The sequence below is a fragment of the Halorubrum sp. AJ67 genome (genome assembly GCF_000513435.1).
In genome coordinates, this window is the sequence record NZ_CBVY010000001.1 from 140,807 (window position 1) to 165,278 (window position 24,472).

The window sequence follows — 24,472 nt, forward strand, 5'->3', positions numbered from 1 at the left end:
GTGGATCGTGGCACCGAGAAGCGGTACATCGTGCCGGCGAAATCCGCAGATGAATCGACGATCCGGCTCCTGCTGGCTGGCCGCCAGCAGGAGCCTCTCACCGTCTATACCGATGGATTTCGCGCGTACGATCCGCTTGAAGAAGACGAAAACTTCGAGCGTGAATACGTCGTTCACGGCGACGGCGAATACGCCGACGACACGATCCACGTGAACACGTGCGAGAGCCACGCGTCGCTAGCGCGACGGTGGCTCTCGCCGCATCGAGGCATCTCAAAAGACCGTCTCACACAGTATTTCCGAGCGTTCCAACTCAGACGAGAACTCTACCGCAAACCCGGACGAAAAGCGCTCAAACACGCCGTCAAAGCAACTCTCTGAGATCAACAATGTGCTACACAAGAGCGTATTCACGATATGGATTTCAAGTTGAATGACTCTAAATTAATCGTTGAAGACGGGTCGAGTAGCTCCTATGTGTTTGGAGGCGAAGAGCTATTCTCGTTCGCTGGTGTGATCTCCGTCTCTATCGAAGCGATAATCTCTGACACCCACGATTACGTTACGAAGCGCCAGTTGATAACAATGTTGGATAATTTAACCGGTATCCACAACGTCCCTCTTTTTCACCTGACAGGCCATGAAGCTCCTATCATCCATTCACCAATGGAGCCAGCCGAAAAGAACCCATACAGGTGGGAGCCTTTAACAGAAGAAATCATACAAATCGCTCCCGTCGCTGAAGGTGATGAGAACTTTTGGCTGAATCTTGTCGGGCTTCATAACGGGGATGTTGTGAGTGAATGGATGATTCCCGGCGATGAGGTAATGGAGTCTCTAGAACCGGGATTTGATGTGTCCTCCGGTGACTTCGAGCAATATTCTGTTTAGTGCCGTTTCAACCAATAAATTGCTAAAAACGACCGAGAGATTCTCTATAGCAGGAATATAGCAGATAACGACTGAAGACCCACTAGTTCTACTCCTACGAGACCAGTCTCTGATTCCAGAATCATAACGTGTACCAGTTCCAGAAGCCGTCTGGTACAGGAGTAAAGGTGGCTGTGAAAGTCGTGGACCTACAGCAGTAACGAGGGGCAGAAACAGAAGGTACCACAACTAAGAGAGAGGAACGAGTACGTGTTCTGGAAGGGGTTGTGGTCACGTCACACGCTCTCAGCCCCTTCGTTTCAAGTAGAAAACTAGAAACGTCACGAGACGACCGTAACGGATCCGAAAAAACAGCAGCACCGGGCCGCACCGTATATCACCACGACACACGCCACCCGTCACTGTAGTTTTATCAAGATACCAGTACGTAGACGGAGACGAACGCCCGATGAACCCGTTTGATTTCAGTGACGTAGCAGACAACACCACGGACGAACTCCGTGATTTACTCCGAGAATACATTCTTACAAGCAGCAGCGAACTCCACGGTGAGCTCGTCACCACGCGCCGCACCCGGCAGTACATCGGGACCGGGCAGATCGTTGAGGTAACCGAAATCGAGGCAGTACAGTACGGAACCGTGATTCAGACGCACGATGCGTTCGTTGAGACGGACGCCGGCACTGCATTACTCACGTACCTTGTAGAGACACACGACTTCGAACCAAGCACACCGTACTTAACCAATCTACTACGATACGCGTTCGAAGAACTCGATGCCGTAACCGTCAGCGAAACCGAGACCGGGGATGAGAACGTACAGGAGTTACACGTGACGGTGAGTGATGATGAGTCGCTGCGAGGTGTTGTTGACGAGTGCATCCGGACCGTTACTGCTGATATTAACGAGCAACACCAGTACACGCTCCGCCTTGCACTCTCCGGTGCCGTGGTCGAAGATGGACCCGTCGAAATTAATGATACGCACCGGCTTCGCGGGGTGGACGACGGGTTACTGCTCGGAGAGAAACGAGTATCGAACACGGCCCCGGAAACCAAGCGCGGGAAGAACGTGAAGAGTTGGAGTACAGTCGCAGAAATCGACATGTCGACGCACCACGCGTTCAGTGACGCACCGGACGTAGCTGCCGAGTTCCTCGCAGTGACTCTCAGCGTGTTCAGTCAATCATGGATCGCCGTGAAAAACCATCACACCGTACCACAGACGTTCCACGTGCAAATGCACGGGTTTCCGGCACCCGGTGAAAATGGTGTATCTCTCGCAGAAATTGAAACGGAGCACGCCACGCAAATCAACGCGTTACTCGAATTATTACGCCCGTATTGCGACGGGTCAACAAAACTACAGCAATCGAATCCGTACTTCATCCAGGAGCTCTTCACACCGCCGATCAACCTTGCGTTGCACCACTGCGGTGAAGCGATCATTCGGTCCAGGTTACCGCAAAGCAGCATCGGACGCGTGTTGTTCGGGCTCGAGGCACTGTACAAGCAGTACACGGAAGGAAAGACATCATCCCGTGATGTCGCACGGTACGCCGCATTCACGATCGGGCAGGCGAGTAATGATATTGACCCGGAAAAGATCTTGGCGGACATCACTGATGCGTACGACTATCGGAATCAGTGGGCGCACGGAGACCAGACAGGTGAGATACCCGAGGATCTACAGCAGCGACTGTTCGGGTACTTGCGGTGCGCGATTGTTGTCTTCGCGTGGGTCGACACGCATACTGAACTCATGACTCCGAAACACTTGGACATCGAATCCGCGTTCATCGATGAATCGGTCCGAGAGGAGTTCATTGAGGAGCTTACCGGGTTAAAAATCACGGATTTCATCACCGGACTCCCAGCAAACGAGCAGGAACAGTAGTGACTGGAAGTGGTTTTACCTGAAACAGTAAGGATTACGTCCTGTTCCAGGTCTTCTTTGAGGCTTCTCGGTGTTTTTTGACGGTGAGAATGTGTGGTGGAACTCCGAAATCCGTGTATCGAACTAGTTTTTCCAGCGTGGTGTATTCCTGGTTTCCAAGGTTATCAAGTGAGTCTGTATCGAGTAGAAACTGGATTCTTTCGGTGCCTGGCAGTATCTCCTTGGAGTCCATGTCCCCTGTCTTTGTCCCCGATGTCAGTTAAGGGTCTGCCCTCGCATTTTAAAAACCATTTCCGGTACTACAGCGTAGCAAGGCCTTTAGACACTGGAACACCAGTCCTACGTAAGAAGACGAAATGCCTGAGCGGAAGAACCAGCACTACGTACCCCAGCACTTCCTGAAGGGGTGGGCTACGGACAACGTGGTTAACGTCCTACCTCTCTCTGAGGGCAAAATCTTCCCCAACAGCATCAGGAAGGTCTGTTCACGCGACTACTTCTACGGGAATCCTCCAAGGGTCGAAACCGAACTCGGCAAATTAGAAGGACATCAGCACAGCCCTTTCAAAAGGCTGCGTAACGGGGCTGACATCGGAGATCTCTCCGGCCAGGAGGTCAAGCTGCTTCTCTCTTTCATCACGACTCAGCGGGCGAGGACCGAAGCCGAGCGAGAAGATATCCGGAGTGCGGAAGAGTTCATGCGTGACGCGGTCAAAGACGATATGGAACACGACCGGTACGAAGGCAGTGTCATCTGGGACTCTGACCTTACCGAGGAAGAAATGGAGGACACGATGGTTGACGCCTCCCTTCTCGGAACACACCATTACATCATCACCCAGGGAATCTTCGGCTACACAGGAATCCAGGATCTCGAAGCTGTAATGCTGTGCAACGTCACCGAAAGAGAGTTCATCATCTCCGACGCACCGATGGTCCTTGACAATCCTCGCTACAAACCACGGTACGGAGCAGTACCGGCAGGGATCGGCAACAGAGGGCTTAAAATCTATTGCCCCATCGACCAGAACAGGATACTACTCCTCTACGACCCACAGGTCTACAGGTTCAAAAGCAACTCCCGGAAAGAGGTCCTGATCAAAGATCCTGACGTCGTCGACCAGATCAATCTAACCCAGTTCCACAACGCAGAGAACGCCGTAATATCCAGCTCCAGCAGCGAGGACTACATTCAAGGCCTACACAGCAGGATCAACGAAGTACGCCGGAGAGAAGAAATCACGATGCCTCTGGAAACAGAATCTATGGAAACCGTAGAGGTAGAAAAGACTCCGGCCTACCAAGCACCAAAAATCTCTCCTGACATACCCGGCTGTACCACCATAACCCATCTCCGGTACGACAAAAGACGTCCCAGCTGCCAGGCACCGAAAGGCCAGAACCTGGCCCGCCGGATTTTCAACGAGGTCGGATTTCCTGACGCAGCACTCATCTACGCAATCAGATTCTTCGAAGAACAACTGGAACTATAGGTGGCATACTGAGTCTATGAGAGCTCGATAATCCGGTCGACACCGCTGTACTCATCGTCCAAGATTTCTGGGGACATCAGCAGCTAAGTCACTATTACTGGTTCAGGTTTAGACTAAGTAAAGGTTATAAGGCCACCATTACGTAATATATGTATCAAATGACTCAGAAAACAATCGGACAGAATACCGGTCAATCAGGCCGTGTGAATCTGTCTGGTCCTGAACTCGCTCAATTCGATGCCGAGGTCGGCGATCCAATAAAGGTAGATGTCGCTGAGTCGAAGGGAATTGCTAAAGCCATCATTGAGAATAGCATTGAGGAGGAATTCGTTATTGTTTCCAAACCAGTCAATACCTCATCATCTACGGAGGAAACGGATGAGTAGCGAGTATCCCTCTCTGTTCGACAGTTGCCAACCTCGCGACGATGTACTCGACGGTTCTCTTCAGGAGGAACAGTTTGCTGCAAAACTATCTACCGTTGTTCACAACCCCGACAATGCTGCCCCTGTCTACCGCGATTCCGGTTCTTTCTATGATATGACCTACCCCACAGAGGGGTTGCGAACACTCCTTTCAAACCTCACTGGGCGGTTTCTTGCGACGACAGAGTACGATCCCGGTTCATACACCTCGAGTATTCTTTGTCTTGACACACGCTTCGGCGGTGGGAAAACACACGACTTGATTGCTGCCTACCACCTTGCGAAAAACCCGAGTACGATCAAGAATCTCTCACACTATCTTTTGGATGGCGACGATACACTTGCGTCAAACTACCAAGACGCAGTTGCTGATGATCTCGATATTGCGACCGGCGTTTTCATCGGGACGAAAGCCGACAGCAAAGATGCCCGTCACGCTGACGACGATCCGAATGCTCCAAACACCCGTACAATGTGGGGCGAACTGGCCTACCAGCTCTACGGTCTTGATGGCTACGAGTTTGTCAAAGACTACGATCAAGACCAGGCCGCTCCTGGTGAAGGTACTCTTTCAAAGCTCTTCGCTCAATATGACCAGCCGGCGCTGATCCTGATCGACGAGATTGCTGACTACATGAACAAGGCCGCCGGCACGCCTGTCGGCGATAAAACGCTTGCCGATCAGACGCTCTCGTTTGTGATGGCGCTGCTTGAAGCAGCTTCCGAATCGGATAACGTGACGGTCGTCTACTCTATCGCAGATACAGCATTCGGCGAGCAGGCCGACCGGGTTCGGGACAGCGTCAATGATCACATCGAGGAGGTCAACGAGATTGGTCGCCGACAGCACAAGACAGTCACCCCCACGGGTGAAAATGAGATCGGTAAAGTGCTACAACACCGGCTGTTTACTGAGGTTCCAGACGATACTTCTCGTGAAGCCGCTGATACCTACTTCCAGTTCTACGACCAGGAAGATCGTCAATATCCACAGGAAGCAACTGACGCCGGCTACGTAGATGTCCTTGCACGTGAGTACCCCTTCCACCCCTCACTAATTAATGCGCTCACGGACAAGATCGATACAATCCCCCGGTTTCAGCGTACTCGTGATGCTCTCCGCTTGCTTGCGCGAGCTGTCTACTACCTCTGGAATCACCAACCCGACAGTTACGACCGCCACTGGATCCGGATTTACGACCTCACAGTCGCCGATGACGACCCTGGTGGTGGGATTCAGACGATTCTTCGGGAACGGCTCTTCGACTTCGTTGACCTCGGCCCTGCAGTCACCGCCGACATCTACGACGACGACGGAACCGCTCATGCCCAGCTTGAGGACCGCAAATGGACTGAAAACGGCCTCCCACCGCTCGGCACTCACCTGACGACGACGGTTCTCTGGCACAGTCTCGCGTATGGTGAGCAGGCAGCCGGCCTGACACACGCGGACTTGAACCTCGCTATCGGCCACCCGGACCTGAACTTCGACGACTACGATGCCGCACTATCTGCGCTCCGGGGCGACGATATGGACGTCGCGTGTTATTTCCTCTACGAGGAAGAGCGAATCCGGTTCAAGCAAGAACCAAATCTGATCCGAATCATCGATCAGCGGATTGAGTCCACTCCAGAAGCGACCGCACATTCGCGTTTCGAGAACCGTCTCACTTCGAAGGAGATTGGGGACGGTGGCTTCCAGCCAGTCGTGTTCCCCGAATCGCCGGCGGACTTACCGGATACACCCGACACACCGAAACTCGCGGTTATGCATCCGGACACCGCTGCTGTCGAGGATGGTGGTGATACGTCGCCAAGCCGTGTGACCCAGCTCTACGAGCAGCAAGCCGCGAAACACGAGGGGGAGACAGAGACACGTATCTACAAGAACTACGCCCTATTCCTCGCTCCTGACGCGGACCGCATGGATGCAGCGATCGATGAGGCTCGGCGTCTCGAAGCAATTGAGGCCTTACTTGATAGTCCTGAGCAGAAGGCCGACCTCTCGTCAGAGCAAATCGAGGAGCTCCGAGAGCGAAGCGACGAGGCACAGCTGATGCTTGGGGAGCTCGTACGGAACGTCTATCGTCACCTCTACTACCCAGACCGGAACGGGCTAACCCACATCACCATCGGCGCGACCGAATCCAACGGCGGGACGACGCTGGTTGATGCTGTCCAGACAACGCTTGAGGATAAGATCGTGAAACGCGACGCCGGTGCTCGTGGGTCCGCACACGTCCAACAGAAACTCTGGCAGCAGACTCAGGACGCTATGTCCACCGAAGCGCTGGTCAACCAGTACGCGAAGAAGCCCGGACTGGACTACCTCTTCAGCACGAAACCGATTCGTGAGACTGTCTCCACCCTCGTTAGTGATCACGGGTACGCCTATTGGGATGGCGAGTCCGGAACTGCGTACTGGGCCGGGACAACAGAACCTCAGGCGTGGCCACACCCCGAACCGTTCGTGGAATCTCCCGATGTCGAGACATCGATTCGGGACAGCGACGTCCAGATCGGGAGTTCCTTCGTCGTCTACCGAGATATCGACCCACTCGTCGACAACCACCTCGACGAAATCGACCGACCAGAACAGACAGTCGCTACCTGTGCTGAGTGCGGGACGGAGATTGAAAACCCAGAAGGTACCGAACCCCACTACTGTGAGGAACACCAGTCGGATACGACCTGTAGTTCCTGCGGCAAAGAGGTCGCTAGCGAGCAGCTGCTGGACGGACGCGGTCGCTGCCAGGAGTGTCAGCCCGACGAGTCCTGGGAGGCGAGCAAGAAGACGATGTCTGCCTCACGGGCGTTCTCAGAAGTCCGGCGTGATGCGGAATCGAAGGCCGGGCCGGACCGGACGCCGCTACTTGAAGAGGTAACTATCCAGGTCGGCGGGGATGATCCCTTCCAGGCGGCCAAGTTCGTGAGTCAGCGCCCTGGATTCAAAGCTCGTGAAGATGCGGTGACGGTCCGAATGGAGTATGAAACCCGAACTGACGATGGGACGTACAGCGCGGAATTCACGGGATCACCGAGCCGATTCCGGGATGTGATCGACCAGCCCGGCTCGTTCGGCGACGACCGAGAAACAATCCAGTTCCGCTTCCAGTTCGACGAACCCGAGCCGATTACTGACGATCGCGATGACCTCCTCGCTGGCCTCGATAATGACCTCGATGCGGGCAACATCGACGTCCGGGTCGAGGGACGTGGCCCGATTCAGGCGAGTTCGGAGGTGACGGTCTGATGGCGAGCCGCGGATCGGAGTTTGAGACCTCACCTGCTGAGGGAACAGAGGAGGATCGGTTGGTCCGCTACGGAACGAGTATGTTCGGTGGCCGCCCAACGTTCACGCTCGTCCGGCGAGAGACAGACAGTGGCGGCGAGTGGACGCTCCACGAACTACTCCCTCGCGAGCAGGCCGAAGCCCGGCGTGACCGCTTGGAGCGGGATGGCCGTTCGCTGAGTACTACTCCTGTCGAGGATCTCATTTCGGATGTCGCTGGCGATGATCTCCTCTCCAAGCTCGACGGCTGGACGTGGAATGGGTGGGTCGGCGCAAAGGTCGCACGGCTTGATCCGACCCGCGTCCGTGCGCTCCAGGACGTCGTACGGGAGGCGATCGAGGACACACCGGGAGAGACGTCGGAAGTCCTCACTGGTGGGGCTGGATTCGTGTTCCTACCTGAGACAGCAGGCGTCCGGCTTGCTGTTGCCTTCCGTGGCGTGAAGCCGCTGCAGCGCATCGACCGGATGCGCTCGCTAGCTCGAGGCGTTGCACGGATGAGTGATGAGGAGTGCTACTACTGGTACGCGAAGTGTCGATCCCCGTCGAGTCCGAACGGTGAAAAGGCGCTTCGAGTGTTGCTGACGGACCATATCAAGTGAATTTCCATGGCTCAAAATAACCCTAAAACCGATGAGAAATCCGAATTAGATCAGCTTGCTATTGAGGGGAAGCTCCCGCTCAAAGCAGTTGGAATCGAGAATCTAAAGGAGGCTAACCCACAACATATGCCGCCTCATCGGTATCTTCATCCTTGGTTCGCACGGCGACCAACTCCTGCCTCCCGACTTGCTGTCCTAGCTTCTGTCCTACCTTCGGGAGTTGATGCTGACGACCTGCTTCGATGGATGAAGATTGGTCCATCCCAAGGAACAGACGGCGAGAGTATTGTCGAATACGTTGCACGAAAGAAGAGTACTGAGGATGAGCGGGATGGAACACTACAAGATCACTACGATTACCCGCGTCCATTTACTCAGTCACCGAGTGAGAACGACCGAAATGAGATTCATCAACTTCTTCGGGATCAATGGGACGGCGAACTACCCACCGTTCTAGATCCAACAGCTGGTGGCGGTGTAATTCCATTTGAAGCACTCCGGTACGATCTCCCAACGATTGCAAACGAATTGAATCCCATCCCATCGCTAATGCTCAAGGTTATGAACGAGTACGCGCCGGAGGTGGGTTCTCTGCAGAGCGAATTGAACCGATGGAGTGACAAAATCGATGAGCTTGCTTCAGAGCGGCTTGAAGAGTACTTCCCTAGTGAGAACGACCGCCGTAGTCCATCCCATTATGCTTGTACATATACCGTCACTTGTCCTGACTGTGGATTCGAAATACCTCTAGTGAAGAAGTGGTGGCTTCAAAAGCAGTCGTCGACAAGCGGTGTTGCTGCCCGCCCGCATCTAAATAAAGAAACAAAAGGTGTCGAGTACGACTGTGTACAGCTTCCTGATGAGGTGTCAAAAAACGAGTTCAACCCTCAGAATGGCCCACATTCCCGGAGTGGCGCAGAATGTCTGAATTGTCCTGTCGTGATGGAGTCAAATGATATCCGTACAGCGTTTAAGAAGGGGGAGTATGAGACGACAATCTACGGTGTCAAGTACGTCAACGATGGCTCTGGATGGCGGGCTCCGACTGAAGAAGATTACAAAGCCTGTAAAAAAGCCTCTGAGCGCACAGAATCTGATTTTCGACTGAATACAATTCTCACTCAAGATCGGTACATCGGTGACGAGGATCGAGCCGGCCCGTACGGGGTCAATAAATGGCAAGATGCCTTTACTGATCGGCAACTCGTCACTCATTATGAGTACCTTCGGGCCTTTGAGGAAGTGGAAGACGAAATCCGCGAAAACCACTCGGAGAAGGAGGCAGAAGCTATTCTCACGATTCTCTCTCTGGTATCCAGCAAGGCAATTGACCGAAATACACGGTTTGCACCTCTCGATACTGGAAAAGGATACCCCGCAAATGCTCTTGGTGGGAAGCACTTCACACTCCAATGGTCGTTTGTTGACAACAACCTGTGTACAGGAAATCAATCATGGGGAGATAACTTCAATCGTATCCGCGACTCCTACGAGGAGCTTGTTTCATATCTTCAAGACATCGAAGATCCCGAGTCGGAGGTTCTAGTCGGTGACGCAGCCGAGTTGGATATTGAAACTAACACCGTCCAAGCTGTTGTTATTGACCCGCCATACTACGACAGCATCATCTATTCCGAACTTTCCGATATTTGCTACGTTTGGCTGAAAGAATACCTTGGGGACACCTTCACCAAGATGTTCTCTGGTGAACTCTCGGATAAAGACGACGAGGCTGTGGCGAATGTCGCTGAATACGAGGAAGTTGCAGACAGCTCTAAGTCGAAAAAGGAGTTCGCCTCTGAAGATTACGAAGACAAAATGGCGGAGATCTTCCAAGAACTCTACAGAGTGCTTGAGCCTGGTGGAGTAATGACCGTCATGTTCACGCACAAGGAGTCCAGCGCGTGGGATACTCTCACTAAATCCCTCATCAGATCTGGATTTACTGTCACTTCAACACATCCCATCACGAGTGAAATGCCACAGAGGACTGATACCCGAGGTGGCGGGTCAGCCGACAGCACATTGCTCCTCACGGGCCGCAAACCAGTTGATGCGAATCAGCACAAGACGGACTCGACCCCGACCCTCTGGACTGATGTCCGTACAGATACACGAGACGTTGCTAAGGATGCTGCGCGCGAACTGCTTAATTCGGGTCTTCCACTTACAAAAACGGACGTGATTATCTCTGCATTCGGACCAACGCTGAAAGTCTACGCTGACGCCTATCCCGTTGTTGATGACCAAGATAATGAAGTTCCTCCCCGTCGAGCCTTAGAAGAAGCACGCGAAGCTGTAACGCGAGTCCTCGTCGAGGAATATCTTGAAGGCGAACGACTGGACGACTTGGATGACATTACAGAGTGGTATATTCTCTCCTGGCTGGTTCACGAGTCCGATACTTTCCATTACGATGATGGTCACCAGCTGGGCCTCGGCGTTGGCGTTGATATCGACGATATCAAACGCTCTACGAAAATCTGGGGGAAGAAACGTGGTGACATTCAGCTGAAGACGCATGAGGACCGCGTCCAGGACATCACACTCCCACCCGAGGAGAGATCCAACCGGACGCCGGTTGATCCCGAAGCGTTGTCCTACACTATTGCCCTCGACGCGGTTCACGCAGCAATGCACGTTTACGAGAAACAGGGCGAGGACGTCACGATCGATTGGCTCAAAGAACGCAACTTCGACACTGACGCGGGGTTCAAAGCGACGTTGAAAGCTCTCCTACAAGTTCTTCCCCAGAACAGTTCGGAATGGGAGGCTGCTCGCGACCTCGCCATTGGTCGGACCCACGACGCACTCGGCCTCGAATTCACCCCCACCGATTTCACTGATCCCTCAGAAGATAGTCTCGAACAGAGCGAACTCGGTGACCACGCCTAACTTGAAATATACCCAATATGACTAATCTGCGTGAACGCGAGTGGCAGTCCATCTACGAGAGCAAGCCCGAACAGGGGCGAGCCCACTTAGTCAAGGACTTCTACGAGCCCGCACTGGAACGCAGCCAGCAGTACGATCGGATCGCGGGCTACTTCTCCAGTACAGCACTCGCGGCTGCTGCTAATGGTGTTCACGCCCTCGTCGAGAACGACGGCGAAATGCGGCTCATCGTCGGTACCGAACTCTACGAGTCAGATCGACCGGTCCTTGAGACGCTCACCGACCGCCTCGAAGAGAACCTTGAGGACCTAGACGACGAACGCTTGGATGCGAACCTCCGCATTCTGGCACGCCTTCTCCGCGAAGGCCGAATCCACATCAAAGTCGCCTATCCTCGCTCACCCTCTCACGATTGGGAGATTTTCCATCCGAAAGTCGGACTCTTCTACGATAGCGAGGGCAACACGATTTCGTTCGAGGGCAGCATCAACGAGACTGTCGGCGGCTGGGCTCGCAACTACGAGCGGTTCAAAGTCCACCGTTCATGGGTTCCTGAGCAGGCGGACTACGTCACCGGCGACGAGGAGACCTTTGAGCGGCTGTGGAGTGATGAACACCCCTTCGTCGAAGTGTATGACCTCCCCAAGGCGATCGAAGAGGACATTATTGACTGGAAAGCTCCCGACACCGAGAGCGACCTCCAAGAAGCGATTCAGATCGCGAACGGGACAGCGCCGCCGACGGAGCGGGACAAGGCGAACATCATCCAAGATGGACCCATCTCCCCCGGCGGGCTCGCACTCGCCGAGGAAGCAAGCACGATTACGCCGTGGCCACATCAACGAGTGGTTTCAGACACACTCGTCAACACCTATCCACAGAGCTTCCTGCTGTGTGACGAGGTGGGGCTCGGGAAAACGATTGAGGCCGGCCTGACACTCTCCCGACTAGGGCTTACTGGCGAGCTTGAAACTGGGCTGTTACTGGTTCCGGCGAGTCTACAACGGCAGTGGCAAGAAGAGCTCTGGGAGAAGTTCAACATCAACGCTGTTCGCTTCGACCGGGACACGGCGGGAGATCACGTATTCCGAGACGTTCGTGGTCGCAACTACTATCCACCATCGGCTACGGACCTCGACCTCACCGGAGAGCGCGAATGGGCGGATAGCCCCATCTGGCGGTTCCTCTACGAACAGCAGTCGACTGACGCCGATGCATCGTCGCCGCTGGATGGGCCGACGGTCGTCATTATGTCCTGGCACACGGCTCGTCTCGACGACCGGTGGGATCAGGTCGCTCCCTTAGACCGTGTATCTGACCGGTCTCGGGACGTCATCCCGGCAAGCTGTCGCGGACGTGACCACGATACGGAAGACCGGATGGGTGTGTGGGACGCCGTCATCGTCGACGAGGCGCATAACGCCCGGCGTGGCAGTAATTTCTACGCTCTTCTCGAGCAGCTTTGCGATTATACGCACGCCTACTACCTCCTGACTGCTACCCCGATGCAATTGCACTCTGGCGAACTCTACGACCTGATGCAGTTGCTGGATCTTCCGGGTGGTTGGGATAACCGGGATTCCTTTATGGAGTTCTTCGAAACCCGAGACGGGCTGTCGCAGGCCCTCAACGGGGTTCTCGACAACCCTAGTTCAGAGTCCGACGAAGCGGAGGCTTCCTGGGGCACACAAGCTACGCTCGATGGACTGGAACATCAAGACCGGCTCCCCACGGATCGACCCTTCTCCTCGAAGGTCTTCCAGCACCTCGCAGACGAGCTCGAGATAGATGAGGACGGACAGAACCGTGCCATCGCCAAAGAGCGTGTACTGACCGCGTGCCGGCTCGCACGGGCCTATGGTGACGCATACGACGGCTATCTCGACGATGTCGACGATGCGATGTCAGAATATGACATCGACCGGTTTGAAGCGAGCGAAGACACGAAACTCAAACGCCTCCTCTACCCCGACGACGCCGACGAATGGTTGATGGCGTCCCATAGCGACCGTCAGGATGCACTGGACGAACTCTCTCAGGGCGGTTGGCGAGTTATCCGCGATGTCCTCGCGGAATCCACACCCGTCGACGCGCTCATCCACCGGAATACGCGGGATACCCTCCGGAAGTATGAGGCTGTTGGTCTCCTTGACACGACCGTACCGGACCGCAACCCGGAACAACGAAAAATCGAACTCACCGAGGAGGCACGAGCGGTCTACGACCAGATCGACGAATACACACGCGAATTCTACAAGCGAGCCCAACAGACTGACGAGGCACAAACACGCGCTATCGGCTTTGTGATGACTACGTACCGGCAGCGGCTCACGTCGAGTGTCTACGCGATCAGTCAGAGCCTGAAACACCGGCTAGAGACTCTTCGGACGCAACGAACCGTGCTTGCCGGTCGAGAGCGTGCTCGTGATCGGGATTATGGTGATGCGGAGCAGATCGTCCTCGAAACGCTACAAAACGCGGACCTCGATGACGGAGACGTTCTGGATGAACTCGACGCTAGTAGCGACGACTTGGACCTCTCTGAACTCATCCCGAGCGTGACCGAAGAGGGGAAACAGCTTATCGAGGAAGAAATCGAGGCCTTGGAGGCATTTGTCAACGACTTAGACTTGGTTGATACAGACCCGAAGATCCAGCAGCTGTACAACGACCTCGACGAGCTGGACCGGGCTGGCCACAACCGAGTGATTGTCTTCACGCAGTACGCGGACACAATGGACTTTATCCGGGACAGTCTCGCGGACCTTCTCGGTTCGACTATTGCTACCTATTCCGGACGTGGCGGCGAATTGTACGACCCTGAGACCAAATCCTGGGAACACGTCGGGAAAGAGCGCGTGAAGCGTGAATTCTCACGTGACGATGGACAGGTCGACATCCTCGTCTGTACCGACTCCGCGAGTGAGGGGCTAAACCTCCAAGAGTGTGGGGCGCTCATCAATTACGACCTGCCGTGGAACCCGATGCGGGTAGAACAGCGTATCGGTCGGATTGACCGTATCGGCCAACGGTTCGACGAGATCCGTATTCTCAACTACAGCTACGAGGATACGGTTGAGACAGATATCTATGATCGCCTTGACGACCGGATTGGCCTCTTCGAAAACGTCGTCGGTGAGATGCAACCCATACTCTCCGGTGTCAGTCAACAGATCCGGGATGCGACCTTGAACGCGGACAGCGCTGACGACCAGACTGCAGTCGAATCAGCTGACCGTGAGTTCTCTGAAGAACTCGAAGAACGCGATCAGGGAGACCGCGTTGATGTTGGTGAGTCACTCGAGGACGTCGACGACCTCGTCGCTCAGGACGTCGTCGACGAAGCAAAACTTGATGCGTGGCAGTCCTACAGTCACCCGGATCTCGTCGACGTCGGCGAGGAGGAATACGAGTATCAACCGCCGTTCGAGACGCCGAGTCTTCAATCAGTGTTGGTCGATAACGACGCGCTTACCGAGGCCGGTGTCGAATTCACTCCGGTTCACGAGATTGACTTCGAATACGATGACGGGGACTTCGACTTTGCGGACAGTACATATCGCCTCTCAGTAGGTGACGCACCGATTGAGGTCCCAGCCGGGGATGGAGAACAGACGATTGCACAGGCTATTGCGACTGCTGCTGATGAAGTGGCAGTAACGTTCTCAGCTGTGTGTGCTGACGAGTTCCCATCGGTTCAGCATCTTGCGCCAGGTCATCCACTCCTAGGACAACTCCTCACAGTACTGCTGGATGAAACTGAGGAGCCGTCGCGATTCCAACAGCGGATCGTGACTCGACCCGATCAAGACCAGGAGCCAGTAGTGTGTGCGTGGGGGCGGGACGGCGTGTTCACCCGGATTACAGTTGATGGGACTGTAACTGAAAACGGACCGATGGATTCCCTTCCGACGTGGTGTGACCAATTCCTCGATAACCGAGAGAAGCCAATAAAGCAGCCACAGTAGCGAGGTAGTTTTGTAGGTATGGATTCTCCAAATAAACTAATAGATGCCAAACAATGCTCTTGAAGCAAATCTCCGCGGTATCGGAGACGGTGCCAGACTGGAACAGTTGGCGGTTGACCTCCTAGGTCGAGATGGATACGATGTTGATCCAACTAGCGTGAGGGGCCCGGACGGCGGGCGCGATACACTTCTTGAGCGCTAGGAGCTCGACACGATTTCCAGTACAATCGAAGAATTCACAGTGCGGATTGATCTGGGGACGTAACCAGTCACAGGGTAGTGTCGTCATCCAGAAGCGCGCCAAGCACCATAATTTACGATACTACAGCACACACTCAGTCGTAGACACGAGATGTTCAGTGAGGCGATCGGGGAGAGAACAATCGATATTACCGGGCACGACGAGTTCAACACAATCCGTGTGACGCTTACTGAGGACGGGACGATCACTGGCGCAGTCACAGAGACAAACGATGTCGGCGGGATGGAACTTCTTCAAAAACTTGTGAACGAGGAGTCACAATTTACGTACGACGTAACCGGAACTGACCGGGAAACCGGTGGGCGTGTAACAATCAGTGACAGGTACATTACAACGAATACTCGTGAACAACACGGAACTGAAGACGATGAAATCGGGTTCCGAGCTGGGACCGTCACGACAAGCACTGCGCCTGACGAGACAGTAATCCTCGACAGTCCCGTCACTATCCAGTTCGACATGCTGAACTTCGATCCGCCGACCGCGTACGTCCCGCTCAGCAACGATACACCGCTCCTTGAACGCGAGGATTTCGAAATCCACGCAGACGAACTCCCGGACACTGACGATCGAATCGAGGAAATCAAAGAATGGCGACGCTCGCTCCGCACCGGGAAACTACGCATCACGCAGCAAGTCAACGGCCCGCCCGATCGGCAAGTCAGTCATGCAACTTCCACGCTCGAACCAGTCACGTGGCTCCTCGCATTCACACAAGGTGTTCTACCAGCGCCAGTCAAAGCCACGATCACGACCGTGAACGGCACGGAACCTGACTGGCAGTACGAGAAATGGGTTGGATCATGGCGGACGGACATTGGATCCGCATTCGCCGGTCGGAGTATCAGTAGAGCAAACGATCCGTACGCTTTCCTTGACCACGCGTACGACCAGTTCGTACGCCGTGAAGAGGAGTACAAGTACCGGCGGTGCTTATCGTGGTACCTTGATGCGTTACTGAAGAACCGGACTGTAAACGCGAAAACCGCGTCAATCGCAGCAGGAATCGAATCGCTCGCTCGGCGGTACGCAGCGTACAGTGACGAAGTCGGGAGTGGCACGGACGAGGTTATCGATAATCTTGCTGATGAACTTAGTGTATCAGTTAACGATCTCGCAGATTTCTCAACCGGATTCGAAGAATCAGGAGAAGGGAGTAACGCGTACTTCTACGTCGGGACACGGAACGCTGTCGTTCATAATGACCGGGTGAATGTCCCGTTCGACGACTTATTCACAGACTACGAAGCAGCACTCACGATGTTGCGACGCGTGATCTTTCACGAATTCACAAGTGAAGACGAACGGGACCAGTACACAGGGCTGAACGATCTTGAACCACGCGACAACCGGTTCGATTAACACAAACCTAGTGTTGAATCCGGGTATGTGTCACTCTTGCGTGTATTCGTCGTACTGTTTTTGAAGAACTTTGTTCAGCTCGGTCCCATCCCGGTAGTCGGCATTGACTCCATCTTCCACGTCACTACCGAATATCTCGCCTACTTCGCCGTCTTCTTCTAACCGTTCCGCCTCCTGCTCGAGTGCGCTCTCGGCCTCCATGATGACGCTTTCGACGGTTCCATCTGGTCCCTTCTCGGATTCGGGTCCGTTTTCTTTCTGTATGACCTTGTTCCAGGTCTGGTCGCTGGGGTCGTAGCTGACGCCGACGACAAACGCCTCGGTGGCTAGAACGGCGCTTACGACCAGCGATCGCGAGCGGTCTTGGTCCGGATCGAGTACAACATTGATCGGCGCGGCAGCGACAAGTGAACCGCTCCTATGGAGGGACTGGAGCTCGTCAACAGACAGAGGGCGAGTGGGTAGGCTTGAGAGCATAGGACGGAAGTCGTTGCTTGTTCCTATACGGTTTGTGGTGTAGTTCTACGCGCAGGGTCGGAAGAGACAGCGAACTCACGTTGGACGCAGTGTGTCACGACCAGATGTCGGTTAGTTTCTCTCTGGTGACTGTTTCTATACTCGTCGAAAACAGTACTCGGTTCCGGAATCGGATGTTGGTATAGGAGGGGGAGAGGGGGGGTCTATGAATAATGGAAGCGGCCCAAAAGGTGGGGGTGGGGGGTCGCTAGAATCTCCCGCGAGACCCCGCTAAACACCGATATCTCGCGCTAGACCTCCCCAAACCCTCGTATCCAAGATTCTATCTTTAAAACTGAGGGTTTTATATCAGATAGACGCGAACAATACCCGCGATGGGAAATAATCAGGTTGTATAGTAGACAACGCGATTGGTGTTTGACAGGACCGAACCACCGTGAGATCGACTTCTGTCTTCTCCCGTGGACTGTAGCTACGGTGTCTCTCTCGTGGTATCTCCCGTGTTTTCTGGTCGTTATCTCCCGTGAGGGGGACACCTTCTGAGCCCGATCCATTATTCATAGACCCCCTCCCCCACCCTTACCGATAATCTGCGTGATTGGACTGTGGTGATCTCGAGATCGGGTGGCAGTTCTGTGTTTCAAATGTTTGATGGGTAGTTAGGCGACACAATCCTTGTCCGTCCTTTTGACCGAACGCTTTCCGTCCACTATTCATCCGTCTCTGTGTCTCTGGCGGGCTAAATCGCCCTAATAGTGTGATAGAGGGCTTGTAAACAGTGTATTTAGATATTCACAGGGGGATATCTTTTTAACCCCTCCCCTGTAAGGTAGTTTCCAATGACAGGATCGGGCAATCTTTCTATTGGTGATATGGTCCGGACTGAAGAGCCGGCCATATTCCGAAATCGCAAGCTGCTCTCCACGTCCCGCATCGTGGACGAGGATCGTATTGTGGGTCGTGAAGAGCAAATTCAGTCGTACGTCACGCTGCTTCAGTCGCTCAAGACTGGCGATACCCCGCCCGATATACTCGTCTACGGGCCAAGCGGCACTGGGAAGTCGCTGATCACTCACCGTGTTGCGAGCGAGTTTCAGACTGTCCTTGCCGAATCTGGAAAGTCTCTGGCTGTAATCGAGCTCAACTGCCAGTGGCTGAATACGAATTATCAGGCCGCCGTCGAACTTGCTGAATCTCTCCCCCCAGAAGCGGGCTCGATCACCGTTCAGGGAAAATCGACTCAGAAGGTTCTCAAGGAATTCTTCAAGCGACTCGAGGAGAATTTCGATGCCTCGTTGGTCATCGTCGACGAGGTCGATCACTTGGTGAATCCGGTCGACAACACAGATGAACCGGCTTATTCGTCTCTCCTGTACCAGCTTTCGCGCGCGGAGGATCTCACAGATATCGAGACGTTGGGAGTCATCGCGATCACGAACGCTCCCGACTTCGTCGAGGAGCTCGATCCACGGGTTGATAGTTCGTTTAATCCCCGAGATATCGTCTTCTCCGATTATGACGCGAACCAGCTGAGGCAGATTCTGTACCGCCGTGAAGATGCTTTCGTTGAGGGTGTCCTTTCGGACGACGTCATCCCGTATGTGGCGGCTCTCGCGGCACAAGACCACGGCGATGCTCGGAAGGCTGTTGACCTACTCCGCACCGCGGGGGCGCTAGCACTCGATGAGGACGCCGAGAAAGTATACAAACACCACGTCGACCGGGCTCAAGAAGAGGTCGAGCGCGATCGTCTGCTTGAGCAGGCAAATGGCTACAGCAGCGGGAAGAAACTCGTTCTGTTCGCGACGGCGGCTGTCCACGCTTGGTCTAGTGATCCGATTGACTCTGTCCCGAATCCTGTCATGCAGCAAGTGTACTCGTTCATGTGCGATATAACTGAGTTCTCTGAGAAATCACAACCGACGCTCTCTCGGTATGTTGACGAGTTCGAACAGGGCGGTCTAATCGAGACTTCACATGCTAGCAAGGGGGTTTCGACCGGTGTTTACCGCCAGATCAAAATGGCTCGTTCTTCGGAATTACTCGTGGAGACTCTCTCTGAGAACGACAGTAGTATTCACGACTTGCTCGATGATCGTGAACTGATCTCCTCGGTCGTGGACACGAAACTGAACGAGTTCTACACCTAACGGGTCTCACCGTTCCATTATTCATTGACCCCCCCACACCGTTTTTCCAGTGTTCTTTCCCACATCCATTATTCATTGACCCCCCACACCGTTTTTCCAGTGTTCTTTCCCACATCCATTATTCATTGACCCCCCTGTTTATTCATGCCACTGTTGTCTGTGGCTCCGGGTTCGGGCCTGTCAGCTTCTACTACGGCCAATTTCGATGGTGTCCCCGGCGGTGATGCCTTCTGTCCCGCCGTTGATCGGCCTGAGTAGGACGTGCTTGCTGGTCACCTTCTCGACTGTCGCGACTGTTGTGTCGTCAGTGATCTCTTCTTTGAGTTCCTCGAGGTGCGCGATTGCCGACTCTATTTCGAGGACCCTTTCGGATTTCGGAGCTGGTGGGGTTGTCTCGGCAGTCGGTGCTTCTGCGACGGCCCCGTCGGTCCGGATCGGCTTCGGTTCCGCACCGGACGTGGTGTTGTACTTCGCATCCACGGGCTGGGATGGCTTGGAGAAGGTGATCGAGCTCATGTCGAGGCCCTCAGCGGCGAGACTGACGCCGTCAGGGGCGTCCAGCGCGTGGCCCCCGGCGGAGCGGAACTCGATGTTGGACCTCTCCTGTGTGGTCTTGAGGAGGTGTTTTGCCGCCTTGTCCTTGACCCAGAAGGGGGCAATCCACTCGCCGTTGCGGTATAGGGTGTAGCACTTGCGCTCTCTGGGTGCCCAGACGATCGCACTGTACTTGTCCCGGTATCGCCGGAGTTCTGATCCCTTCTGATGAGTGAGGTAGATCTCTCTCGGATTCACAAGTTCGATGTACTCGTCGACGGCAGTCTCCGTGGGGTGATTACTGAACCGGAACTGGTTGAGAGTACAGTTGTAGGAACCGATGTCTGCTTCCTCGTCACCACTCAGGAGAATGGCTCCAGCGTTCGGATCGTCTTTGATCTGCCTGAAGAGCTTCCTCGCACCTCCTTCAGTGGGCAAGTCCGGCCCGGTGATCGTGATTGGATTCTCGGAAAGGACGGCCTCTGGGGCGTACTCCGGGATCGCAGTCACATGAGGCGGGTTGAGGTCGAGTTTATCGAGCATCTTCGCGGCTTTCCCGACAACGGACACGCCCATCTCGAAGTTGCCCTCTTCAATTGCGGTTCCGAGCACTGTTGCGAAGTGGACGGCGTTCAGTGCTGTAGCCGTTACAAGGGCGGGCGAACCGGAGAGGCCCTGTCGGATTGTCGTTGCGACGGCCTCCGTGAGGTTGTCCTCGAAGTCTGCCTCTGTTGCGCCCGTCAGAACGACGAGATCGGCGTCTACAGGTGGGAGACCGGGATATCCGGCAACGGGCCGCCGGGTGAAATCACCCGTGATGAGGATGGATTCTGTTTCCCCACCGCTCGATAGCTCAAGGTAAAACCCGATCGCGCCGGGCGTGTGCCCAGCTGGAACGGCAGTGACATCGATCTTCCCGCCAATTGTAACACCGTCGTCGACTGAGGTGGCTGAGCGTTTGATCTCTGACTTGTCGATGGCGGTGTCCACAAACTTGTTCGCGTCGTCGACGGCGACGTCGAGGAGGTCTATGTTTGTCTGAGAGGTGTACACTGGCGCACCATCTCGCATGTTCTCACCCAGCGTGGCGTAGTGGTCCATGTGGAGGTGGGTGAGCAGGATTCCAGTCAGGTATTTGCCACGGCCGAGTAGCCCGTCGGTGTCGACCCCCGGACCGGGATCAACAAGAAGGTTCACTGACTGTCCTTGGAGAACTCCCTCAATGGTAAGGAGCACACTCGTCTTCGACCGGTTCGCGTATTGGCATTTGATATTCATGATTGGTGGATAGTCACGTATCGGTGGCTGATCTAACCTTCTCGGTCTGATTATAAACCCATTTGGGTCAGATTAGCAATTCAACTTCTATCACCCCACTCTGAGAGCTAAAAACCTCCCTCCCAGTGTGAGTTTTTAGCCGTCTATTCCGTCAGTCGTGTTCTAAAACTGCTACAGCGTTACAACTCATAGCCGCCGGGGCGTTGCTCTAATTTGGGGGTGTTAGCGTTGTGGTAGACTCTTCACAGCATGATCCTCGCAGCGAGACCAGCCATCACGCCGATGGTGAGGATGGATGCTCCGATGAGCGGGCTGTATCCGAATTCGATGCTTGCGGCGATCGACCAACCGCCGACAAGAGCGCCAGCGAGTGCTCCACACTGAAGTCGAGCGGCTTCGTTTTCGTGGTCGATTGCCTTGGTCAGGTCGAGGAGCCGATCGTTGATCGCGGCCTTGCTGTCTTGAAACGACATCGTCAGTCACTCTGGACGGCGGCGTTGAGCTTCGCGCTGGGCTGGAAGTACGACTTCTGCCAGTGATGCCGGACGGCCAGCATCTCTTTCCCGAGTTCCGTGATCACGTAGATGTTCGACCGCTCGTCTCGCTTCGACTTGTCGACGAGGCCCTCTTCGCTGAGTTGGTCCATGTTCGGGTACAGCCGACCATGGTTGACATCTTTGCCGTAGTAGTCTTCGAGCTCGTGCTTGACAGCCAGTCCGTGCGGGCGGTCCAATCCAGCGATGACGTGTAGGATGTCTCGCTGGAAGGAGGTTAGTTCTTCCATCGCAAAAGAACGGTTCGCTGGTATGTGGTTAAAACACTTCGGTCAGATTGACTTTCTTACTCGCTCGCCTCCACCGACTTTTTCGATGCTGTGGTGGTCGCGGGAGTGATCTGTTTTGGGGTGGTTGAGAGTATGTTCGTACGGAGGTGTATAGCGATGTTACTCGCTAAGACTGGTGGGACTGCGTTCGCAACCATCTCGTACTGTTCTGTCTTCGTGCCTGCGAACGTGAACGGGTCAATGAACGTCTGGATACGGGCAACCTCGCGCACGGTGAGCCGGCGGACGTCGTCGACGCTCCCGTCATTTGAGGGGGTCTTCCCGATGTAGTGGACGGGTGGTGTCCCATCGGAGTGGGTCATTGTCGGGGCCGGCTTGTCGGGGTCGAGCCGGCGGGCGGTTGTCGGCGGGCCGGACTTCCCGAGTTCGTACTCGGCCATCTTCTCACGGTGCGATCGACTGTGGTCCTGGTGTTTGTGGTTCGTCGGGATCCATACGTCTTCGCCGTCGCGAGTGACTGGGGCGGAGACGGTTCCGGGATCGACACGGGTTCGGGTGTATGCGTTATCGGGCGTGCGGAACCGCTCTGCGAGTGTATGGTGTATCGGGTCGTCTTTTGCGGGCTGGCTTTTGAGAGGCTCTGGGAGGTCGCTGAGCGCCTCGTGAGCCGTGGTGTATCCTTCGAGCCAGTTCCCGCCGTTGATGTCCGTCAGCCGTTGCTGGCCTTCGTTACAGACTCGTGGGGGCTCCCACTGGTCTGGTGGGGCGATATCATTGCGAACTCCGAGAATGAATAACCGCTTTCGGGTCTGGGGGACCCCGTAGTTCACGGCGTTGAGGGTGAGTAACTCGACTTGGTAACCGACATCTGCGAGGGCGTCTGTGAGCTCGCTGAGTGTGTCTCGGTGGGAGTGGTAGAGCCCGGTGACGTTTTCGATCAGGACCAGCTTCGGGTTCACGGCTGCCGCCCAGTCTACCATAGAAAACGCTAATCTGTTCCGGGGATCGTCTGTGTTCGTTTCGCCTTGTGCGGAGGAGAACCCCTTACAGGGTGGGCCGCCGGCTAAGAGATCGAGATCGTCGGGGAGCTTCGAAGCGTCGACGTCGGTCGCGTCTCGGTGTAAGGCGATATTGTTGGCCTCGCAATGGTGCTGGTGATACGTCACTCGCGGCATGTCTGCCTTCTCCCATGCCGCAACGACTCGGAAGCCGCCGCTCATGAGCCCCCAGGTCATCCCACCGCAGCCGGCGAACAGATCCGCTGCTGTTGGGGCGTCCTCAGGGCCTTCAAAATGTGGACACATAGTTGGTGTTATCGTACTTCTCCGCGCGGGCCGCTACTCAGTTCGTCTTCTGGTGTGTGGTCTGTCCCTCCGAGACGGTCGGTTGGGTATCGAAGGTAGTGGCCGACGCCGTCTCCCCACTCTGCGACTGATCGATTTTTCGTCTTGGGGATGGGGATCTCGATGGCGGGACAGTGGCCGAGGATCCACCAAACGTATTGCCAGGGTATCGCTGAGCGCACGTCTTGCTTTCTTCCGCTCCACGAGTCGGGGACGCCCTTGGCCTCTGCGAGCTCCTTTACCGATTGGTCACCTCGGGTGTCGATCGCGAGGTCGGGATTTCCTTGGATGTACGCATCTGGCACATCGAAAGTCGTCTCGAAATGTCGGGTCATGCTGTAGGGTTCGCCGAAGGCGAGTCCGTTCACCCGGCAGTTGGCGTCGAGGTCGCCGACTCGAGACGCGCCTTCTACGTTTTCAATCACGTAATGCGCGTGGTGGTCAAGAAGCCACTCGCGGAACGCATCGGGGATTCGTGGGTTCTCTTCGAGGGCGGCCTCCTTTGACCCGTAGTGCGTGGCTGAGAGACTCGAGTAGGCCGTACATGGCCAGCTGACCCACGCGACGTCGGCGATGGTCCCTGAGAAGGGAAGGTTGGTCTCTGAGGAGTCTCTGTGCTGGCTGGTGAACGGACTGATCAGATCTGCCTGGAGGAACTGTCCGGGGTAGTCGTCTCCATACGGTTCGATATCGACGCCGAAGTACATGTGCCGGGGGAGCCACTTATCGAGGGCATTTCCGACACCGCCTCTGCCACAGAAGTAATCCGCCACTTGGTATCGCCATTTTGGGGTCCATGTCTGGGGCCAGTGGTTTCTA

General features: G+C 55.1%; 19 protein-coding genes. 12 read left to right on the plus strand and 7 right to left on the minus strand.

The window, feature by feature from the left end; all coding sequences use genetic code 11:
• From BN903_RS00675 to BN903_RS00685, 3 genes are all read left to right on the plus strand, one after another.
• A partial coding sequence (locus BN903_RS00675) for an IS1595 family transposase (RefSeq protein ID WP_048075878.1) occupies positions 1 to 381 on the plus strand: 381 nt, incomplete at its 5' end.
• Between the two features lie 36 nt (positions 382 to 417).
• A complete protein-coding gene (locus BN903_RS00680; RefSeq protein ID WP_228840980.1) occupies positions 418 to 891 on the plus strand; it encodes a hypothetical protein in 474 nt (157 codons plus the stop codon).
• A gap of 448 nt (positions 892 to 1,339) precedes the next feature.
• The gene (locus BN903_RS00685) at positions 1,340 to 2,788 is read left to right on the plus strand and encodes a hypothetical protein (protein WP_048075880.1); all 1,449 of its coding nucleotides are present in this window, start codon (positions 1,340 to 1,342) and stop codon (positions 2,786 to 2,788) included.
• Between the two features lie 34 nt (positions 2,789 to 2,822).
• On the opposite strand, the gene BN903_RS16200 is transcribed toward BN903_RS00685, so the two are convergent.
• Positions 2,823 to 3,020, minus strand: coding sequence for a hypothetical protein (locus BN903_RS16200; RefSeq protein ID WP_154017953.1), 198 nt, complete (start codon positions 3,018 to 3,020; stop codon positions 2,823 to 2,825).
• 124 nt (positions 3,021 to 3,144) lie between these two features.
• Here BN903_RS16200 and BN903_RS00690 point away from each other — a divergent pair, with 124 nt between their 5' ends.
• The 8 genes from BN903_RS00690 to BN903_RS00715 all read left to right on the plus strand — a co-directional run bounded on the left by BN903_RS00690 (position 3,145) and on the right by BN903_RS00715 (position 17,087).
• Positions 3,145 to 4,281: a DUF4238 domain-containing protein gene (locus BN903_RS00690; protein ID WP_048075881.1), complete on the plus strand. Its 1,137-nt coding sequence runs from the start codon at positions 3,145 to 3,147 to the stop codon at positions 4,279 to 4,281.
• A gap of 158 nt (positions 4,282 to 4,439) precedes the next feature.
• Positions 4,440 to 4,667 carry a hypothetical protein gene (locus BN903_RS15395; protein ID WP_079890518.1) on the plus strand — a complete coding sequence of 76 codons (228 nt, stop codon included), beginning with the start codon at positions 4,440 to 4,442 and terminating at the stop codon, positions 4,665 to 4,667.
• Positions 4,660 to 7,959 (plus strand): ATP-binding protein, encoded by a 3,300-nt coding sequence (locus BN903_RS00695; RefSeq protein WP_195155664.1) that lies wholly within the window; start codon positions 4,660 to 4,662, stop codon positions 7,957 to 7,959. The genes BN903_RS15395 and BN903_RS00695 overlap by 8 nt, the downstream gene beginning before the upstream one ends.
• Positions 7,959 to 8,600 carry a hypothetical protein gene (locus BN903_RS00700; RefSeq protein ID WP_052334865.1) on the plus strand — a complete coding sequence of 214 codons (642 nt, stop codon included), beginning with the start codon at positions 7,959 to 7,961 and terminating at the stop codon, positions 8,598 to 8,600. The genes BN903_RS00695 and BN903_RS00700 overlap by 1 nt, the downstream gene beginning before the upstream one ends.
• Positions 8,601 to 8,606: 6 nt before the next feature.
• Positions 8,607 to 11,495, plus strand: a complete 2,889-nt coding sequence (locus BN903_RS15400; RefSeq protein WP_079890519.1) for a DUF1156 domain-containing protein — start codon at positions 8,607 to 8,609, stop codon at positions 11,493 to 11,495.
• A gap of 17 nt (positions 11,496 to 11,512) precedes the next feature.
• Positions 11,513 to 15,463: a helicase-related protein gene (locus BN903_RS00710; RefSeq protein WP_048075882.1), complete on the plus strand. Its 3,951-nt coding sequence runs from the start codon at positions 11,513 to 11,515 to the stop codon at positions 15,461 to 15,463.
• A gap of 43 nt (positions 15,464 to 15,506) precedes the next feature.
• On the plus strand, positions 15,507 to 15,665 hold the full coding sequence (locus BN903_RS16205; RefSeq protein ID WP_154017954.1) for a hypothetical protein: 159 nt from the start codon (positions 15,507 to 15,509) through the stop codon (positions 15,663 to 15,665).
• A 150-nt stretch (positions 15,666 to 15,815) separates the two neighbouring features.
• Positions 15,816 to 17,087: a hypothetical protein gene (locus BN903_RS00715; protein ID WP_048075883.1), complete on the plus strand. Its 1,272-nt coding sequence runs from the start codon at positions 15,816 to 15,818 to the stop codon at positions 17,085 to 17,087.
• A 30-nt stretch (positions 17,088 to 17,117) separates the two neighbouring features.
• On the opposite strand, the gene BN903_RS00720 is transcribed toward BN903_RS00715, so the two are convergent.
• Positions 17,118 to 17,564, minus strand: coding sequence for a hypothetical protein (locus tag BN903_RS00720; protein WP_048075884.1), 447 nt, complete (start codon positions 17,562 to 17,564; stop codon positions 17,118 to 17,120).
• Between the two features lie 839 nt (positions 17,565 to 18,403).
• Between BN903_RS00720 and BN903_RS00725 the strand changes: the two genes are divergently transcribed.
• Positions 18,404 to 19,714, plus strand: a complete 1,311-nt coding sequence (locus tag BN903_RS00725; protein ID WP_048075885.1) for an AAA family ATPase — start codon at positions 18,404 to 18,406, stop codon at positions 19,712 to 19,714.
• Positions 19,715 to 19,894: 180 nt separating this feature from the next.
• Here BN903_RS00725 and BN903_RS00730 read toward each other — a convergent pair whose 3' ends face one another.
• The 5 genes from BN903_RS00730 to BN903_RS00750 form a co-directional block, all read right to left on the minus strand.
• Positions 19,895 to 21,484 (minus strand): MBL fold metallo-hydrolase, encoded by a 1,590-nt coding sequence (locus BN903_RS00730; RefSeq protein WP_195155665.1) that lies wholly within the window; start codon positions 21,482 to 21,484, stop codon positions 19,895 to 19,897.
• Between the two features lie 284 nt (positions 21,485 to 21,768).
• A complete protein-coding gene (locus BN903_RS00735) occupies positions 21,769 to 21,999 on the minus strand; it encodes a hypothetical protein (protein ID WP_048075886.1) in 231 nt (76 codons plus the stop codon).
• A gap of 2 nt (positions 22,000 to 22,001) precedes the next feature.
• Complete coding sequence (locus BN903_RS00740) at positions 22,002 to 22,310, minus strand: PadR family transcriptional regulator (protein WP_048075887.1); 309 nt, start codon at positions 22,308 to 22,310, stop codon at positions 22,002 to 22,004.
• A 56-nt stretch (positions 22,311 to 22,366) separates the two neighbouring features.
• Positions 22,367 to 23,614 carry a DNA cytosine methyltransferase gene (locus BN903_RS00745; protein WP_079890520.1) on the minus strand — a complete coding sequence of 416 codons (1,248 nt, stop codon included), beginning with the start codon at positions 23,612 to 23,614 and terminating at the stop codon, positions 22,367 to 22,369.
• Positions 23,615 to 23,622: 8 nt separating this feature from the next.
• The gene (locus tag BN903_RS00750) at positions 23,623 to 24,360 is read right to left on the minus strand and encodes a hypothetical protein (protein WP_228840981.1); all 738 of its coding nucleotides are present in this window, start codon (positions 24,358 to 24,360) and stop codon (positions 23,623 to 23,625) included.
• Between the last annotated feature and the right edge of the window lie 112 nt (positions 24,361 to 24,472).

Excerpts from the sequence above, each read along its gene's own strand:
- BN903_RS16205 (WP_154017954.1), top strand. The coding sequence starts at position 15,507 with ATGCCAAACAATGCTCTTGAAGCAAATCTCCGCGGTATCGGAGACGGT.
- BN903_RS15400 (WP_079890519.1), top strand. The coding sequence starts at position 8,607 with ATGGCTCAAAATAACCCTAAAACCGATGAGAAATCCGAATTAGATCAG.
- BN903_RS00750 (WP_228840981.1), bottom strand. The coding sequence starts at position 24,360 with ATGTACTTCGGCGTCGATATCGAACCGTATGGAGACGACTACCCCGGA.
- BN903_RS00680 (WP_228840980.1), top strand. The coding sequence starts at position 418 with ATGGATTTCAAGTTGAATGACTCTAAATTAATCGTTGAAGACGGGTCG.
- BN903_RS00700 (WP_052334865.1), top strand. The coding sequence starts at position 7,959 with ATGGCGAGCCGCGGATCGGAGTTTGAGACCTCACCTGCTGAGGGAACA.
- BN903_RS00695 (WP_195155664.1), top strand. The coding sequence starts at position 4,660 with ATGAGTAGCGAGTATCCCTCTCTGTTCGACAGTTGCCAACCTCGCGAC.
- BN903_RS00745 (WP_079890520.1), bottom strand. The coding sequence starts at position 23,614 with ATGTGTCCACATTTTGAAGGCCCTGAGGACGCCCCAACAGCAGCGGAT.
- BN903_RS00710 (WP_048075882.1), top strand. The coding sequence starts at position 11,513 with ATGACTAATCTGCGTGAACGCGAGTGGCAGTCCATCTACGAGAGCAAG.
- BN903_RS16200 (WP_154017953.1), bottom strand. The coding sequence starts at position 3,020 with ATGGACTCCAAGGAGATACTGCCAGGCACCGAAAGAATCCAGTTTCTA.
- BN903_RS00690 (WP_048075881.1), top strand. The coding sequence starts at position 3,145 with ATGCCTGAGCGGAAGAACCAGCACTACGTACCCCAGCACTTCCTGAAG.
- BN903_RS00725 (WP_048075885.1), top strand. The coding sequence starts at position 18,404 with ATGACAGGATCGGGCAATCTTTCTATTGGTGATATGGTCCGGACTGAA.
- BN903_RS15395 (WP_079890518.1), top strand. The coding sequence starts at position 4,440 with ATGACTCAGAAAACAATCGGACAGAATACCGGTCAATCAGGCCGTGTG.
- BN903_RS00720 (WP_048075884.1), bottom strand. The coding sequence starts at position 17,564 with ATGCTCTCAAGCCTACCCACTCGCCCTCTGTCTGTTGACGAGCTCCAG.
- BN903_RS00685 (WP_048075880.1), top strand. The coding sequence starts at position 1,340 with ATGAACCCGTTTGATTTCAGTGACGTAGCAGACAACACCACGGACGAA.
- BN903_RS00735 (WP_048075886.1), bottom strand. The coding sequence starts at position 21,999 with ATGTCGTTTCAAGACAGCAAGGCCGCGATCAACGATCGGCTCCTCGAC.
- BN903_RS00715 (WP_048075883.1), top strand. The coding sequence starts at position 15,816 with ATGTTCAGTGAGGCGATCGGGGAGAGAACAATCGATATTACCGGGCAC.
- BN903_RS00740 (WP_048075887.1), bottom strand. The coding sequence starts at position 22,310 with ATGGAAGAACTAACCTCCTTCCAGCGAGACATCCTACACGTCATCGCT.